The 16,400-nt window shown below is 70.5% G+C and carries 13 protein-coding genes; 4 read left to right on the top strand and 9 right to left on the bottom strand.

What is annotated here, in order from left to right:
- Window positions 1-74: 74 nt before the first annotated feature.
- Together H1D24_RS35130 and H1D24_RS35125 are read left to right on the top strand one after the other, a co-directional pair.
- A complete protein-coding gene (locus H1D24_RS35130) occupies window positions 75-917 on the top strand; it encodes an alpha/beta hydrolase (RefSeq protein WP_220137599.1) in 843 nt (280 codons plus the stop codon).
- A gap of 253 nt (window positions 918-1,170) precedes the next feature.
- Window positions 1,171-1,671, top strand: coding sequence for a cupin domain-containing protein (locus H1D24_RS35125; RefSeq protein ID WP_181661780.1), 501 nt, complete (start codon window positions 1,171-1,173; stop codon window positions 1,669-1,671).
- Between the two features lie 189 nt (window positions 1,672-1,860).
- On the opposite strand, the gene H1D24_RS35120 is transcribed toward H1D24_RS35125, so the two are convergent.
- From H1D24_RS35120 to H1D24_RS35110, 3 genes are read right to left on the bottom strand one after another with little or no spacing between them, the layout of a single operon-like run.
- Complete coding sequence (locus H1D24_RS35120; protein WP_181661779.1) at window positions 1,861-2,244, bottom strand: zinc-binding dehydrogenase; 384 nt, start codon at window positions 2,242-2,244, stop codon at window positions 1,861-1,863.
- A gap of 54 nt (window positions 2,245-2,298) precedes the next feature.
- On the bottom strand, window positions 2,299-4,719 hold the full coding sequence (locus H1D24_RS35115; RefSeq protein ID WP_309484560.1) for a tyrosine-type recombinase/integrase: 2,421 nt from the start codon (window positions 4,717-4,719) through the stop codon (window positions 2,299-2,301).
- Window positions 4,709-5,887: a tyrosine-type recombinase/integrase gene (locus H1D24_RS35110; RefSeq protein ID WP_181661778.1), complete on the bottom strand. Its 1,179-nt coding sequence runs from the start codon at window positions 5,885-5,887 to the stop codon at window positions 4,709-4,711. Before H1D24_RS35110 ends, H1D24_RS35115 begins: the two co-directional genes overlap by 11 nt.
- Window positions 5,888-5,944: 57 nt before the next feature.
- Between H1D24_RS35110 and H1D24_RS35105 the strand changes: the two genes are divergently transcribed.
- Window positions 5,945-6,085, top strand: coding sequence for a hypothetical protein (locus H1D24_RS35105; protein ID WP_181661802.1), 141 nt, complete (start codon window positions 5,945-5,947; stop codon window positions 6,083-6,085).
- A gap of 78 nt (window positions 6,086-6,163) precedes the next feature.
- Here the strand turns inward: H1D24_RS35105 and H1D24_RS35100 are convergent, their stop codons facing one another.
- The 6 genes from H1D24_RS35100 to H1D24_RS35075 all read right to left on the bottom strand — a co-directional run bounded on the left by H1D24_RS35100 (window position 6,164) and on the right by H1D24_RS35075 (window position 13,652).
- A complete protein-coding gene (locus H1D24_RS35100; RefSeq protein ID WP_181661797.1) occupies window positions 6,164-7,144 on the bottom strand; it encodes a hydroxyacid dehydrogenase in 981 nt (326 codons plus the stop codon).
- Window positions 7,145-7,182: 38 nt separating this feature from the next.
- The gene (locus tag H1D24_RS35095; RefSeq protein ID WP_181661777.1) at window positions 7,183-8,109 is read right to left on the bottom strand and encodes a carbohydrate ABC transporter permease; all 927 of its coding nucleotides are present in this window, start codon (window positions 8,107-8,109) and stop codon (window positions 7,183-7,185) included.
- 2 nt (window positions 8,110-8,111) lie between these two features.
- Window positions 8,112-9,014, bottom strand: coding sequence for a carbohydrate ABC transporter permease (locus H1D24_RS35090; RefSeq protein WP_181661776.1), 903 nt, complete (start codon window positions 9,012-9,014; stop codon window positions 8,112-8,114).
- 109 nt (window positions 9,015-9,123) lie between these two features.
- Window positions 9,124-10,470 (bottom strand): ABC transporter substrate-binding protein, encoded by a 1,347-nt coding sequence (locus tag H1D24_RS35085; protein ID WP_181661775.1) that lies wholly within the window; start codon window positions 10,468-10,470, stop codon window positions 9,124-9,126.
- A 193-nt stretch (window positions 10,471-10,663) separates the two neighbouring features.
- Window positions 10,664-12,454, bottom strand: a complete 1,791-nt coding sequence (locus H1D24_RS35080) for a glycoside hydrolase family 35 protein (RefSeq protein WP_181661774.1) — start codon at window positions 12,452-12,454, stop codon at window positions 10,664-10,666.
- A gap of 55 nt (window positions 12,455-12,509) precedes the next feature.
- A complete protein-coding gene (locus H1D24_RS35075; protein WP_181661773.1) occupies window positions 12,510-13,652 on the bottom strand; it encodes a substrate-binding domain-containing protein in 1,143 nt (380 codons plus the stop codon).
- Window positions 13,653-13,875: 223 nt separating this feature from the next.
- Here H1D24_RS35075 and H1D24_RS35070 point away from each other — a divergent pair, with 223 nt between their 5' ends.
- Entirely contained in the window at window positions 13,876-16,338 is a 2,463-nt protein-coding gene (locus H1D24_RS35070; protein ID WP_181661772.1) for a polysaccharide lyase 8 family protein, read from the top strand.
- Window positions 16,339-16,400 lie beyond the last annotated feature (62 nt).

Below are 16,400 nucleotides of genomic sequence, written 5' to 3'. Positions count from 1 at the left end.
GCTGGCCCCGATGGCCGGTGCGATGGCGGACGCCACACCACCGGCCGTGGGGGACATCGCGGCGCGGCGGCGCCATGTGGGAGCCGATCATCGGCGCCGCGGGAACGGCCCGGCCGATCCCGGCCGACGTGAAGACCAGCGAGCACTACGCGACAGCGGACGACGGCGCACAGATCAAGCTGCGCTGGTACACCAAGGACGGCGCGGCGCCGGGCCCGGCCGTGCTGTTCTTCCACGGCGGCGGATACATCTTCGGCCACATCGACCTGTTCGACGGGCCGCTCGCCCGCTACGTCTCCGTCAGCGGCGTGCCGATGCTGTCAGTCGAGTACCGCCGCGCCCCCGAGTACCCCTTCCCGACCCCGCTCGAGGACGCCTACACCGCACTGCGCTGGCTGCACGAACACGCCGCCGAACTCGGCGTCGACCCCGACCGGATCGGCGTCATGGGCGACAGCGCCGGCGGCGGCATCGCCGCAGCCGTGTCGATCCTCGCCCGCGAGCGCGGCGGCCCGAAGATCGCCCGCCAGATCCTCATCATGCCGATGCTCGACGACCGCACCACCACCCCCGATCCACACATCGCGCCCTACCTGCTGTGGTCCTACGACGACAGCCTCACCGCATGGCCGGCCCTGCTCGGCGAGGCCGCTGGCGGGCCCGACGTCCCGGCCACGGCGGCCCCGGCCCGGCTCGAGGACGCGACCGGCCTGCCGCCGGCCTACATCGAGGTCGGCCAGCTCGACGTCTTCCGCGACGAAGACACCGCCTACGCCACCAAACTCAGCCGCGCCGGCGTGCCGGCCGAATTCCACCTGCACCCCGGCGCCCCGCACGAGTTCGACTCCATCGCCTTCACCTCCGACGTCGCCCGCCGCGCCATCGCCGACCGCATCCGCGTCCTCAAGTCGATCTGAGCCGGCACCGAGCGCGCTCACCCCGTGCCGCAGGAGGGGTATGCAAGCGCTCCACACAGGTGGCCCCTCGCCCCGTTGCCCGCCGCGATGGGGCCCCTCGGACACCGGCAAGAACCCACTGAAGCACCGCACGGCCGGGCCGGACTCCCACTTCGGGCAGCATGCGCATCGACGGCCGGGAGACTCCCGGACTGCATGAGACCCGCCCGGCACCTGATCCTCACCTGACTGACCTTTGAAGGAGACGATTCCGATGATCCCCGACGACGACCCGTCCCGCTCGCTGACCGTGGCGGACCCCGACGACCCCGGCACGACGTACATCTCTCTGGTGGGCAACACGTACGCCATGCTGGTCACCGGCGAGCAGACCAACGGCCGGTACTGCCTGATCGACATGCGCGTCCCCGACGGCGGCGGCCCGCCGCCGCACCGGCACGACTTTGAGGAGATGTTCACGATCCTCGAGGGCGAGATCGAGTTCACCTTCCGCGGCGAGAAGCACACCGTACGGGCCGGGTCCACGATCAACATCCCGGCCAACGCCCCGCACAACTTCCGCAACGCTTCGGGTGCGCCGGCCCGCATGCTGTGCATGTGCACCCCCGCAGGCCAGGACGAGTACTTCACGCGCATCGGCGATGTCGTCGCGGGCAAGGACGCGCCGCCGCCACAACTGTCGGAGAACGAGCTCGCGGAGCGCCGCCGCCGCGCGGCCGAGTTGGCCTCGACCTACCGGAGCGAGTTCCTGTGACTCGCAAGGCCGGCAAGCCCGGCGCCGGTCGACAGGGTGAAGTTCCCTGCTGAGCTGGACAGCCAGGACGAGATCGTTCGGGTCCATCGCCTACACCCCGACCAACAGTTCCTGGCTCAACCGTATCGAGGCCCAGTTCACCGCCCGGTTCTCCGGTTGAAGCGCCAGGCGGCTCCTTCTGGACTTTTCCTAGACCGTGACGACGATCTTCTTCCCGGCGTGGAGCCTCTTCACGAGATGGCGGTGTGCCTCTAAGACGTCGTTGAGGGCGAACACCTTGTCGATGGCGGGCCGCAGTGCACCGAGGCGTACACCGGCGTTCAGGAAGGCCGCCATGCGTTTCACCACGACGCCGTCGAGGGTGTGCTCGAAGCTCCGGTAGCTGAAGATCGTGAGCGGCGTGCTTCTCGGGAAGGGTGTGGGCCGAGGGTCCAGGAAGCCCGCGGCGACCAGTGTTCCGCCGGGGCGGGCCGCCTTCAGGAGATCCTGCTGGCCGGGGCCCATGACAACGTCGAGGACGATGTCGGCGCCGGTCCCGCCGGTGTGGTGGCGGACGGCTTCGACGACGTCCATGTGGTCGGTGGCGATGACCGCGGCGGCGCCGGTCGGCGAGCAGGTCGTCCTTCCTCATCCGGGCCGGGGCCGTATGGGCATGCCCAGGTCCACACTGGTTGTCGCGGCGGCCCGGTGGGCCTGGGCGCGCTTGCTGCGCAGGAACCTCAGGGTGAGGTCGAGTCCGTCGACCTCACCGCGCCAGCCTTCGTCAATCGCGCGTTGACGGCGGGCCAGCAGGTCGGCCTCCAACTCGTCGAGGCGGGGCAGCATCTTCGGGTTGATCGACAGCATTGGGCAGCGCAGGCAGGCGTGCTCATGCTGGCAGGGCGTGCCGTAAGGGCGTCCGCAGGAGCCGAGTTCGACCTTGCGCTTGTCGAAGTGCTCCTGGAAGTCACTCCACTCCTCGTCAGTGGGCCGGCGGTACTCCGTCGGGGGCCGCTTGGCCCGTCGGCGATCGAGGAATTCGGTGTAGTGGGCGATGACGTCCTCGTCGAAGACGGCGACGTAGCCGCGGGTGGTCTGGATGTCGAGGTGGCCGAGCAATGCGGCGCCGATGTGGATGGGCAGGCCGTTGTTGACCAGGTCGGTGGCGAACAGCCTGCGGAAGTCGTGCGGGGCGAAGCGGATCTCGGCGAACTCCGGGTGTGTGGGGATCAGGGCCTTGGCAGCGTTGAGGACGATCTGGCGCACCCCACTGGTCGACAGGGCCCGCGGGGTGCCGCTTTGCACTCGCTGGAAGAGGTAGGGCAGAGGCTCGCACCAGGTGCGTTCACTCTGGTCGTAGCGGGGGCAGACCGGGACGGTCCCGTGCTCCTCGCGGTGGCGGCGGATGATCTGCGCGGTGACGTGGAACAGCTCCGCGGACATCGGGATGACGCGCTCGCGGTCACTCTTGGACGGGCTGACCACCAGCAGGGCGACCACCTCGCCGTTAGGGCGCTGGTATTGACGGACGCTCAGGTGGGTCAACTCGACGAGTTCCTCGCGGCGCAGGCCGGCCAGGCGAAGGGTCTCCACCACGGCCCATTGCCAGAAGGCGCCGTTTTCCTCGTAGACCAGGCGTACCAGTTCGCCGGTTTCCCTGTTGATCACCCGGACCGGTTCAGAGCCGAGAAGTTCGGGCTGGCGCGCGGTGGCCTTGCTGGCGGCACGCTGCCAGGTGACGCCGTCGACGGTGAACTGCTCCCCCAGCCGGGCTTGCTTCGCCGCGTCCAGCAGGGTCCGCAGGCGCCGCCATTCGGTGGTGACGTGCTCGGAGAGGATCGCCAGCAGCGGCTGACGCTCGCGGGTGCGGTTGGCCATCCGCTCCCGCAGGCGGCGCCGGCGGATGTGGAACCAGCGCAGATCGGCATCCCGGATCGGGCAGGGCGCCACCCAGCGGCCCCAGCGTTCGGGCTCGGCCGCCGACCAGGGCTGCAGGTCCAGGTAGAAGGCGCGGACGGCGAGAAACGGGCCGTCGATGTGCTGGCGGGGTTTGCCGTCTTGGCGGACGAGAAGTCGTTCCTTCCAGGCTTGGACGATCTCTTCGCTCAGCCGCAGGTCGACCTGGTCCGGGTTGATCTCTTCGACGATCTTCCAGAAGTACCGGACCAGGTTGCGCACCAGGTTGTCCAGCGTGCCGTAGTCGACCTCGACGGCGCGGCGGCGGATGTAGTCGACCAGCAGGTCGCGGATCTCGCGGTTGCGCACCTGGTGGCGGTCGACCAAATCGTCGACGGACTGGCGCCCACGGATCCTGGCGTCCTGCAGGGTCTGCGGGACCCAGGCCGGCAGGACGCCCATGTCGCGCAGCAGCGGCCAGGCGCTGGCGATCCCGCATCCGGGATGGGCGTCGGCGTAGTGCACGAGCGCGCCCGGGGTCAGGTCGGCCAGGCTGATCCCGTAGACGGTCAGGGCCCGGCACAGATGCCGGATCCCGTTCTTGCGTCCGTCGGCGCTGACCGGGTGCCGCTGCAGCCGGGTGCGGAACTCCTCCAGGAGCGGATCACGGCTGAGGGCCAGGAACTTCTCGGTGTACTGCGGAGGGTTGGTCGCCCGCAAGGCGTCCTCGGTTGGCTGGATCAGCCGCATGGCGAAGGCGATGCCGGCAGCCCGAGTGAGTCGGCTGCGCCACTTGGGATCACCGTCGGCGAGGTCGGCGACGGCCCGGCCGGGCTGATTCAGACCGGCCGCCTCCCACCGTTCCTGCCAGATCTGCCCCGGCTCGGCGGCCAGCTGCTGCAGCAGGCGGCTCATGCCGTGCTTGTAGTCGGCCCGGGCGTTGCGGCTGACGTCGGTGAACTCTTCGGCGACGAGTGCGACGATCTGGTCGATTGTGGCGGACGACAGCTCCCCGAGCGGCCGTGGCGGCCGGTCCGGGACTGGCGGCGGTTCCGGCGCGATCTGGGTAAGCTGCCCATCCGGCAGCGAGGTGGCGGGCTCGGCGGCATGGCGGCGGATCCGGTTCGAGGTCAGGTGCGGGCGCATGTTCGGCCCGACAGCGCTATCGGTCACCGAATACCGCCGCAATGTCGTCGGCGTCGTACGTTGCTGACCACCGGGTCGGCTCTGTCGGCCGCTGGTAGTGCTCGGCGAGCTGATCGAGCAGGTCGTCCAGGCGCACTGTCGTGTAGAGGGCGGTGGTGCTCAGATGCGCGTGCCGCAGGATGGTCTGCACCTCCACCAGCGTCAGCGCCGGGTCCCGTGCCATCCGGGTCGCCGCGGTGTGCCGAAGATCGTGCAGCGTCCAGTTCGTGCCCAGCTGTTCGTCGGCGCGCTGAAGGATCCGTCGCGCCGCCCAGTAGCTCAACGGCCTCGGCTCGCCTCGCCGGGTGCGCCAGACGGGATCGCCACATGCGGGTAGCCCCGCTTCCTCGAGGTAGCCCGCCAGGTAGGCCAGGGCCTCCGGGGAGACGGGGACCGCCTGCCGCAGCCGGGTCCCCTTGGAGATCACCCACAGCTGGCCCTTGGTCCATTCGACGTCGCTGAGCTGGACACCCAGAAGTTCCGAGGCCCTGGCACCGGAAGAGATGTAGCACGCCAGCAGGGCCCGGTCACGGGCACAGCGCATCGCGGCGAACAACTCCTCCCACTGCGAGTCGGGGATCGCCCGCGGCTGACGGGCCGGGAGCTTCGGCCGCAGCCGTGCCCGCCGATGCGGCCTGGCGGGCTCGATCGGCGACACGTGCGCCAAGGCCCGTCGGCGGGATCTGCTGTGTGGCACCGGATTGACGACAGGTCCCCGGCCGAAGTGCAGGTGGAAGGCGTAGAAGCCGTGCATCACCGACAAGTTGTGCGCAATAGTGCGCGGCGCGTACCCGGCCCCAAGATTCAGCTTGCCGGTCTTCGGATTGACCGTCCCGGCCGCCAAGGCATCCACGCGGCGGCGTTGCCGCTGTGGGTTCGGCGCCGACCGCAGCCACCCCACCAGCGTGGCGGTCTCGGCCTCGGTGGCCTGCTCCCACCCGACGTCGACCGCCCACAGCAGCCGGAACCACCGCAGCAGATCGTGACCGTAGCTCCGACAGGTCAGCGGGCTCACATCGCCCAGCAGCAGATCCCGCAGGTACCGGCTTACCGGCTCGATCTCCCGGCCCGCCCCATCGACCACCACGTACGGCAGCGACGCCACCGTGCCCTCAAGCACGGCGCCGACCCGTGGCAGATCAGCCCTGCCGTCCATCAAGTCCCGATGCGCACCAGTGAACTCAGAATTCCCAGACACAAGGACAGATGCTTCATGCCCGTGCCAACTGATCGCCAGCAGATCAACCAGATAGTGCAGTCAACGGAGCAGTGGGGCGGCCGCACCCCAAAGGCCGGTGGCCGCCTGCTGGAGGGCCGGACCTGGGACCAGATGCCGCTGCCGGTCGCGGCCTGACCGATCTGTTCGTTGTGGCCGGGCTTGCCCGGGCCCGGATCCGAGCTCCTCTTCTCCTGCGTTGTGGGCTCGCCGGCGTCAAGCGGATCGGGCGAGGGCGTTGGCGCGCACCGGATCCGCGTAGGGCAGGCCCCGCGCATAGCGCTCGAGTTCGTCCAGTGCACTGTGGGCCATGCGGTGCAGTTCGTTGCCGAGCGAGCCCGCCACGTGCGGGGTGAGGAGCACGTTCGGCAGCTCGTACAGCGGTGAGGAGGCGGGCAGGACGTCGGGGTCGGTGACGTCCAGGACCGCGTTGAGCCGGCCGGAGACCAACTCGTCGGTGAGGGCGGCGGTGTCGACGAGAGAGCCGCGGGCGGTGTTGATCAGCGTCGCGCCGTCCCGCAGCAGCGCCAAGCGGCCCCGGTCGAACAGGTGGCGTGTCTCAGGCAGTTCCGGCGCGTGCACGGTGACGATGTCGCTGGACCGGGCGAGCGAGTCCAGGGAGACGAGGCGGGCCCCGAGCGCGGCGGCCTCCTCGGCCCCGGCGTACGGGTCGTACAGCAGCACCCGCAGGTTGTACGGGCGCAGCAGTTCGACAACCCGCCGGCCGATCCGGGACGCTCCCACGACGCCCACGGTGCAGCGGTAGTTGCCGCCCCCGCCCATCACCTCGAGGGAGTCGACCCGCGCGCGTTGCTCCCGGTACACCCGTGCCGCGTGCAGCACCCGCTTGCCGGAGAAGAGGATCGCGGCGACCGTGTACTCGGCGACCGGCAGCGCGTTGGCGCCGGCCGCCGAGGACACCGTCAGTCCCCGCTCCCAGCAGGCGTCCGTGATGTGGTGCTTCACCGAACCGGCCGCGTGCACGACCGTGCGCAGGCGCGGCATCCGTGCCAGGGCCGCGGCGGTCAGGGGAGGGCACCCCCACCCCGTGAGCAGCACCTCGGCGTCGGCGAGCGGGCTGGCGGCGGCCGGGTCCGCGAAGTCCGCCACCACCAGGGACGGGTCGCTGTCGGCCAGCGCCGCAAGGCGGTCGAGCGAGGCCTGGTCGAACAGGGCGTCGCGGACGGGGGCGTCCATTGCGAGGACGGTGCGCGGGCGGCGCAGGGGGAGAGAGGTCACTTCACGGCTCCCGCGGTCAGGCCGGAGCGCCAGTGGCGCTGCAGCACGAGGAAGGCGACGACGAGCGGCAGGACGGATACGAGCGAGCCCGTGATGACGAACGCGTACAGCTGCGGCTGCTGCGGCAGCACCGCGTTCCAGCTGAACAGGCCGAGCGCCACCGGGTAGAGGGAGGAGTCGTTGAGCATCACCAGCGGCAGGAAGAAGTTGTTCCAGCTGGCGGTGAAGGAGAAGAGGAAGAGCGTGACGAAGGCGGGCGCCATCATCGGCAGCGCAACCGACCGGAACGTGCGCAGTTCGCCGGCGCCGTCCATGCGGGCGGCCTCCAGCGTCTCGCCGGGCACATACCCTTCGGCGAACACCCGGGCCAGGTAGACGCCGAACGGGTTGACAAGACCGGGGATCAGCACCGCCCAGTACGAGTTGACCAGCCCGACCTGCGAGGCCAGCAGGTACATCGGCAGTGAGATGACGGTGTGCGGCACGAGGATGCCGAGCAGCACCAGCCCGTACACCTTCTCCTTGCCGGCGAAGTCGTACGTGGCGAAGGCGTACCCGGCCAGCAGCGACACCAGCGTGGAGGCGAGGGCGCCGACGACCGAGTACAGCAGCGTGTTGGCCAGCCAGCGGCCGAAGATCCCGTCCTGGTGGGCGAACAGCTCGGCGATGTTCGTGAAGAGATGGAATTCCCCGAACAGGAAGCCGGGCCGACCGAACAGGTCGCCGTTGCTCTTCGTCGCGTTGACCAGCAGCCAGCTGAGCGGCATCAGGGTGTACAGAGCGACAGCCGCCAGGAGTCCGTTCACGATGACGCGGGAGGACCAGGGGTGCCGGTCGGAAGTGCGGCGGGGCGCTCGGCGCGCTTGGGGAAGTGGTGCGTGGGTGTTCGGAACGGCCGGGGGAGCGGCGGTGTCGACGGCCATGCTCACGCCTCCTTCCAGCGGTTGCCGAGCTTGGTGACGACGAACGACAACACGGCCCCCAGGGCCGCGAGGAGCAGCGAGCCCGCGGCGGCAAGACCGTAGTCGTGGTCGGTGAAGGCGGCCTGGTAGATGAACATCACCGGACTCCAGTCGGAGGAGATCGCCGACGAGCGTGAGCGCAGCACTTCGGGCTCGTTGAACAGCTGGATCGCACCCACTGCGGTGAACAGCATGGTCAGCACCACCGAGGAGCGGATCATCGGCAGCTTCACCGACCAGGCGGTGCGCAGCTGGCCCGCGCCGTCGACCACGGCGGCCTCCAGCGTCTCGCGCGGGACGGCCTGCAGCGCCGCGTAGAAGATCACCATGTTGTAGCCGATCCACTGCCAGGTGGCCGCATTGGCCATGGAGAACAGGACCGCGTCGGGCCCGAGCGGTTCCCAGTCCGCGCCGAAGCCGGACAGGAAGTCGATGACGGGGCTCAGGCCGGGGGTGTAGAGAAAGCCCCAGATGATCGCGGCGATGAGGCCGGGCACGGCGTGCGGCAGGAAGTAGGCGAGCTGGAAGAACCTCTTCGCCCGGGCCAGCGCGGAATCCACGAGGAGGGCGAGCGTCAGCGCGCCGCCCACCATGACCGGGATGTAGACCGCGCAGTACAGCGCGATGTGCGCGAAGCCGCGACGGAAACCCGGGTCGGCGAGGGCGCGCAGGTAGTTGTCGAGGCCGACGAAGAGGGTCTCGGTGCCGCCGAAGCCGAGGCCGGACGCCGCCTGTTCGCGGAACAGGCTCATCCACACGGCGTAGCCGATCGGGGCGACGAGAGTGGCGAGGAAGAGGGAGAGGAACGGCGCGAGGAAGAGGACCGGTGCGGCGCGCCGCCCGAGACCGGGCCGGGGGGATGCCATCGGCGAAGCTCCTTCGAGGGCCGGGCCGCGCTCCACGGGGAGGCGGGGCCGGTCGGGGCGGGCGGAGGAGAGGGCCGGGCGCATCCGCCCGGCCTCGTCCGGGGACGGATCAGTCGGCGAGCTTGAGCCCGCGGTCGCTGATCTTCTTCTCGGCGGCGCGCTGCCCGGCCTGGAACGCAGCCCAGAACTCGCCCGTCTTCTGGGCCTTGCCGAGTTCCGCCTGCATGGTGGCCGTAGTCGAGTTGTGCACCGGGCTCCACACCCACCCCTCGGCGATGGTGGGCACCTGCTCGCTCGCCACGGCGTACACGTCCTGGTCGCCGAAGAAGGAGGCGTCGAAGGACTCCTTGGCGGTGGCGCGCAGCTCGTCGGCGGCGGGCAGGCCGCTGGAGGTGCCCGCCGACAGCCGCGCCGTGACGGCCGCCTTGTCGGTGGTGGCCCACTTGACGAACTCGGCCGCGGCCTCGGCCTTCGCGCTGTCCTTGGTGATCGCGTAGGAGGAGCCGCCGACCGCACCGGTGGCGGGCGTGCCCCAGTTCGGCAGCGGCGCCTCGGCCCACTTGCCGGCCTGCTTCGGGTACGTGGCCTTGATCCCGCCGGCGCTCCAGGAGGCGCCGATCAGGGCGATGGCCTGGGAGTCCGTCACTACCTTGGTGGCCTCCGGGCTCCACGCCTTGTGGTTGTGCACCAGGTCGTCCTGGACCAGGTCCTTCCAGTAGTCGGCGACCTTCTTGGTGGCCGCGTCGGCGATGTTCACCTTCCAGGCGTCCCCGGAGGCGCCGTACCACCGGGCGCCGGCCTGCTGGGCGAGGCCCGCCCAGGTGGCGACGTCGTCACCCCAGAAGTCGAGGATCCTGGCCTTGCCGTCGGAGGCGGCCTTCACCTTCTGCGCGGCGGACCGGAACTCGTCCCAGGTTTTGGGCACTTCGACGCCGTACTTCTCGAACAGGTCGGTGCGGTAGTACAGCGTCTGCGGGCCGACGTCGTACGGGGCGGCCCAGGTTTTGCCGCCCAGCGTGACCAGGGTGCGCACCGAGTCCGGTGCGTAGCCCTCGACGTACGTGCCGAGTTCGGCGGACGAGTCACGGAGCAGGCCCTGGGTGACCAGGTCGGGCAGGGCCTGGTACTCGACGTTGACGACGTCCGGCGCGTTGCCCGCAGCCACGGCCTTGGCGACCTTGTCGTAGCCGCCGTTGAGGCCCGCCGGTATCTCGGCGAACGTGACGTTGATGTCGTCGTGGGTCCGGTTGAACTTCTCGGTCATCTCCTTGGAGCCGGACAGCCAGGACCAGTAGGTGATCTGGACGGGTTCACCGGCGCTGCCGGTGTCCACCGAGTCGCCGCTCCCGCAAGCGGTGGCGAGGAGGGCGAGGCAGGACGCAGCGGCCGCGAGAGCGGCAGGGGCCTTGCGCGAGACAGACATGCGGGAGGCCGGTCTGCGGGAGAAGAGCTTCATTGCGCTGACTCCTACGGGAGGGCCGCGCCGTTGAGGGCGAGGCGGGTGACGAACATCTTTCGCACAGACCTGATCGGAGTCAAGGGAAAACAATCAAACAATCAGAAAATGATCAGGATGTGATCGGATATCGCTCGTGCGGGCACGCGGACCAGCGCTCGTGCCGGAATCCGGGCAGCGAACCCCGGAGCGGTCACCCCAACTCCGGTGCATCGCACGTCTCGACGGCCGTCGGCAGCGTGCCCAGATCGGCGTCCACCTCGAGCACCACGACCTCGTTGCGGCCGGCCCGGAGCAGCGGCCAGGGCAGGTACAGCGTCCGCTGCGGCCCGCGGGACTGCCAGTAGCGGCCCAGGCAGAAGCCGTTCACCCAGATGTAGCCCTTGCCGCCGCCGGGCAGCGCCAACCAGCCGTCGGCGGGCCGGTCCACCTCAAGCGTGCCGCGCAGGAAGACCGGCCCCCGGCCCGCCTGCTCGAACCCGCGCGGCACACCGCCGTCCCAGGGCAGCCGCTCCGGTGTGCCGTGCCCCAGCTCCACCGGCCGTGCCCGCCACCCGTGCAGCATCTGCTGCGTGTGCAGCACGCGCCGGACACCCTTGCGGTCGCCGAGCCCGGCCCCGTAATTGACCCTGCCCATCGACTCGACCAGCAGCTCCAACCCAACCGCCGGACCCGGCACCGCCACATCGCGCAGCTCCTCGGCGGCGTCCCGCTCCAGGACCCCGGAATGCACGCCGTCCACGTACACGTGCGCCCGGTCGGCGAGCCCGTGGACCGACAGCGGATACGGCTGCCGGGGTCCGGGGATGCCCCCGGTGTAGAGCACCAGCCCGTGGGCGAGGCCCAGCTCCTCGAAGGACGGCGGCACCGGGGCCCGCACCTCCTCACCTGCCACCGCATCCAGGACGTCGAACAGCCGCAGCGCTTCGGTGAGTTCGATCCGGGCGGGCGGCAGCAGGGGCGCGGGCGGCTCCGGTTCGGGCAGCGGTGCCTGCGCGTACTCCTCGAGCACCTCCCGGAACGCCCAGAACTTCTCCGTGGCACCGCCCCGCTCGTCGATCGGCGCGTCGTAGTCGTACGAGGTGACCGTGGGCAGGTAGTGCGCGCCGGTCGCCGGATCCTTCGTGTTGGCGCCCGCCCAGGTCGAGAAGTTCGTCCCGCCGTGCGCCATGTAGACGTTCACCGACGCCCCGGCCCGCAGGATCTCCGCCAGCGCCGCCGCGGCGTCCCGGGGATCGCGTACGACGTGTTCGGCGCCCCAGTGGTCGAACCATCCGCACCAGAACTCCATGCACATCGCCGGATCGTCCGGCCGCACCCGGGCAAGGCCGGCGAACGCCTCGCCGGGACGGCCGCCGAAGTTCACGGTCGCCAGGCAGCCCGGCGCCGTGCCGCCGGTGAGGAAGAAGTCGTCGGGCCCGTCGGAGGTGAACAGCGGCACGTCGATGCCGCGCGAGCGCAGCCCGTCGGCCAGGTGCTCCAGATAGCCGGTGTCGGTGCCGTAGGAGCCGTACTCGTTCTCGACCTGCACCATCAGCACGTTGCCGCCGCGGGTGGCCTGGTGCGCGGCGACGATCGGCACCAGGCGGTCGTACCAGCGCTCGACACGCGCCAGGTAGCCCTCGTCCCGGCAGCGCAGCGCGCGGACGTCCGGGTCGGCGAGCAGCCACCAGGGCAGCCCGCCGTTCTCCCACTCGGCACAGATGTACGGCGAGGGCCGCACGATCGCGTACAGCCCGGCTTCGCGCGTCGCGTGCAGGAACCGGTCCAGGTCGGCGATGCCGGTGAAGTCGTACTCCCCGGGCCGCGGCTCGTGCAGGTTCCACGGCACGTACGTCTCCACGGTGTTCAGGCCCATGGCCCGCAGCATCCGCAGCCGGTGCGGCCACTGCTCGGGCAGCACCCGGAAGTAGTGCAGGGCGCCCGAGAGCAGGCGCAGCGGACGGCCCCCGAGGGAGAACCCCTCGGGCGAGATCTCGAACATGAGGGTTCTCCGATGGGTGCGGCAACCGGCGTGGCAGCGCGCGTGGTTGTGCCGGTCAGCTGACGGGCGTGCTCTGGGTACTGGAGGTGCGGACGCGCAGGTCCGGCAGGAGCGCGAGACGCCGCCGGGGATGGGACGGATCCGCGAGCCGCTGCGCCAGCAGGTCCACGGCCGCGGCGCCCACCGCGTGCTTGGGGGGCGCGACCGCGGTCAGCGGGATGTCGGCGAGGGCCGCGACCTCGTCGTCGTACGCCACGATCGCCAGGTCGCGGGGGACGTCTACGCCCTGGGCCCGCAGCCGCCGCAGCACCACGATCGCGTCGTGGTCGTTGTGGATGAGCACCGCGTCGAGCCGCCGGTCGGCGACGGCGGCGGTGAACTCGCCGAGTCGGCGCTCCCGTTCGGCGGTGTTCCCGCCCGGCGGCGGCAGACGGAAGACCGTCTCCTCACCGGTCTTGCGGCCGGCCGCCTTCTCACCGGTCTTATGTCCGACCGCCGCGAGACCTTCGCGGTAACCCGCCAGAACGTGTGCGCCGTGGGGGCTGTCGTCCCGCAGTAGCAGGCCGATCCGGCCGCGCCCCGCCTCGGACAGGTGGCGTACGGCGATCCTGGCACCGTAGGCGTGGTCGCTGACCACCCACTCGGTCCCGGCCGTGTCGTCGTCCGGGCGGCGCTCCACCAGCACGTGCGGTATCGCCAGGCTCTGCAGCCGCTCGCGAGCCGCGGCGGGGTCGCACGGCGTGATCAGCAGACCGTCGATCCCGTCCGCCAGCATCCGCTCGACCTGTGCCTGTTCCTCGTCGGCGCTGTACTGGGAGATGCCCAGCACCAGACGTACGCCGCGAGCGGCGGCCGCCTCGCTCGCCCCTTTGATCACCTCGGGGTAGTAGTAGTCGGCGGCCGGGACGACCAGGCCGAAGACCGCCTCGCGCGCGCCGGGCGCGGCGTGCACCGACTGCGGTGCTGCCCCTGCCTCTTCGTCGGCCTGCTGCGCCGGCGGCAGCGTGGCCCCGCCGTGCACCCGCGCCACCAGGCCCCGGTCCGCCAGCACGCCCACGTCGCGGCGGACGGTGATCGGCGAGACGTTCAGCTCCGCGGCAACGTCGCTGACCCGGATCGATCCCCGCTCGCGCAGCCTGCGGAGAATTTCCTGATACCTCTCTTCGGCGTGCACGTTCGGGCTCCCCTCGTCTGTCATTCAGGCAGTGGCAACTATAGCGCCCTGCTGATCGAACCTGCACGCATGAGATCGACTGAACAAGTCAGCTCACACCTGCGGGTCGTTGTGTTTCTTCTTGGTGCGTAGTTGTTTCTTTGGTGGATCTATTGATCGAACGCTCGGGCGCGTAGTACAAACGCCTCGCGCGGCCGGGCTCCCCTGATCGCCACCACTCCCCCCTCTCGTCTGCCTCGGAGGCACCATGGCACCGCCGCTGTCCCGCCGCACCCTCCTCCGCTCCGTCTCCGGCGCCGCCGCGGCCACCGGCCTCGTCACCACGGCGGCCACGGCTGTCACGGCGACGGGCGCCCTCGCCGCTCCCGCGTACGCCGCCGACGACGACTTCGCGGCTCTGCGCAGCACTTGGCGCACCATCCTGCTCGGCCAGGGCTTCAGCCCGACGGCCGAGCCGTTCGCCACCAAGCTCGCGGCCATGGGCGCCACGGCCGCCGCCCGAGCCGCCGCCATGGCCCCGGACGAGGGCTCGCTGTGGCCGGACGCCGTCTGGGCGGACCCCGAACCCGACACCGACAGCGCGTCGTACGCCTACTCCGCCGCCATCCAGACCAGCTGCCAACGCCTGTACGCGATGGCCGAGGCGTACGCACAGCCGGGCACCGGCGTCACCGGCGACCCGGCACTCGCCGAGAAGGTCCTCACCGGCCTCGACCACCTGTACGCGCGGATATACAACGAGAACCAAACGCGCTACGGCAACTGGTACAACTGGCAGATCGGCGGCCCTCAGGCCCTCCTCGACACCGCCGTCCTGCTGTACGACCAGCTGTCCGCCGAGCAGATCGCCGCCTGGTGCCGCGCCGTCGACCACTTCGTGCCCGACTCGGTCGTCGCCGTCTACTCCGGCACATCGACCGGCGCCAACCGCATCGACCTGTGCCGGGTCCTTGCTGTCCGCGGCATGCTGGAGGGCAACGCGGAGAAGATCGCCCTCGCCTCGACCGCCATCGCCCCCGTCTTCCCCTACGTCACCTCCGGCGACGGCCTGTACGCCGACGGATCCGTCATCCAGCACACCTGGGTCCCCTACACCGGTTCCTACGGCGCCGTCCTTCTCGACGGGCTGAGTAAACTCCTGGCGCTCCTCGCCGGCTCGTCGTGGGAGGTCACCACCCCGGACAGGCAGGTCTTCTTCGACGCGGTGGAGGCGGCGTACGCCCCGTTCCTGCACAACGGGCTGTGCATGGACGGCGTCTCCGGCCGCGCCATCGCCCGCGGCCTGCCCCCCGGCTCCACCTCCGGGCAGAACGACGACCACCTGCGCGGCCACGCCATCATGGCGTCGATCGTCGCCCTCGGCCAGGCCGCCACGACAGAGGAGGAGACGCGGTGGCGCGCCCTGGTCAAGGGCTGGATCCAGCGCGCCACCTATCGCTCACCGGTCACCGACACCGCCCTGTCCGTCTCCAAGCTGGCGCTCCTCAATGGGGTGCTCGCCGACGGCACGGTCTCCCCGGCCGTCCAACCGCCCGCCTCGAAGGTCTTCCCCGCCATGGACCGCGCGGTCCACCGCCGCAAGGGATGGGTCGCCTCGGTCTCCATGGCGTCCCGGCGCATCACCTACTACGAGAACGGCAACGGCGAGAACCTGCGCGGCTGGAACACCGGCTCCGGGATGCTCTACTGGTGGGGCGGCGACTTCGCCGACGACCAGTACTCGGACCGTTTCTGGCCCACCGTCAACCCCTACCGCCTGCCCGGCACTACGGCCTCCGCGAAGCCGCTCGCCAACGGCGAGGGCGGCATCTGGGGCGCCGCGCGGCCGGACGTCGACTTCGTCGGCGGCGCGAGCGACGGCACCCACACCGTGCTCGGGCAGCACCTCAAGGCGCTCTCCTCCACCCTGGAGGCCCGCAAGTCCTGGTTCCTCCTCGACGACGAGATCATCTGTCTGGGATCCGGCATCACCGCCGCCGACGGCGCCGCCGTCGAAACAGTCGTGGAGAACAGGCATCTGGGCGCCACCGGCACGCATGCCCTGACCGTCGACGGCCACCTCCGGTCCACGGACCTCGGCTGGTCGCAGACGTTCCCCGACGCCCGATGGGCCCACATCGCCGGCCACGGCGGCTACGCCTTCCTCCAGGGCAGTGAGCTGAGGGCACTGCGCGAGGAACGCACCGGCGCCTGGTACGACATCAACACCCAGGTCGGCTCGAAGACCCAGTTCAGCAGCCGATACCTCACCCTGCTCCTCGAGCACGGCACCGATCCCGCCGACGAGTCGTACGCCTATCTGCTCCTTCCCGGTGCCTCGGCCGCCACCACCGCCCGCCGCACCGCGGGACTCAACGGCTGGATGACCTCCTGGACGAACTCGCTCGGGATCCATGGCATCCGCGTCCCGTCCCTCGGCGTGACGGCCGCCAACTTCTGGGCCGCGGGCGACTTCGGGCGCCTCTCGGCGAGCGCACCGGTGTCCGTCCTGATCCGGGAGCGACGCGACGGCACGGCGGTCATCTGCGTCAGCGACCCCACGCGGCTGCAGAAGGACGTCACCCTCACCTGGCACCGAAGCGTGTCCGCGGTGCTGTCCAAGCCGGGGACCCTGACCGAGGCATCCACCGGGCAGTCGCTCCGCCTCACCTTCGGCGATCTGACCGGCGCCGGGGGAGCGACGCAGACGGTCACCGTCCGCCTCGACTGAAAGGACAGTCCGGAAGGGCTTCGCGCCCCCGTCGGAACCACTACGAGAGAATCAGGTAGGAG

Origin of the sequence: Streptomyces himalayensis subsp. himalayensis, from assembly GCF_013778455.1 — a bacterium.
Lineage (GTDB): Bacteria > Actinomycetota > Actinomycetes > Streptomycetales > Streptomycetaceae > Streptomyces > Streptomyces himalayensis.
This window is presented reverse-complemented; position numbering and strand designations above follow the sequence as displayed.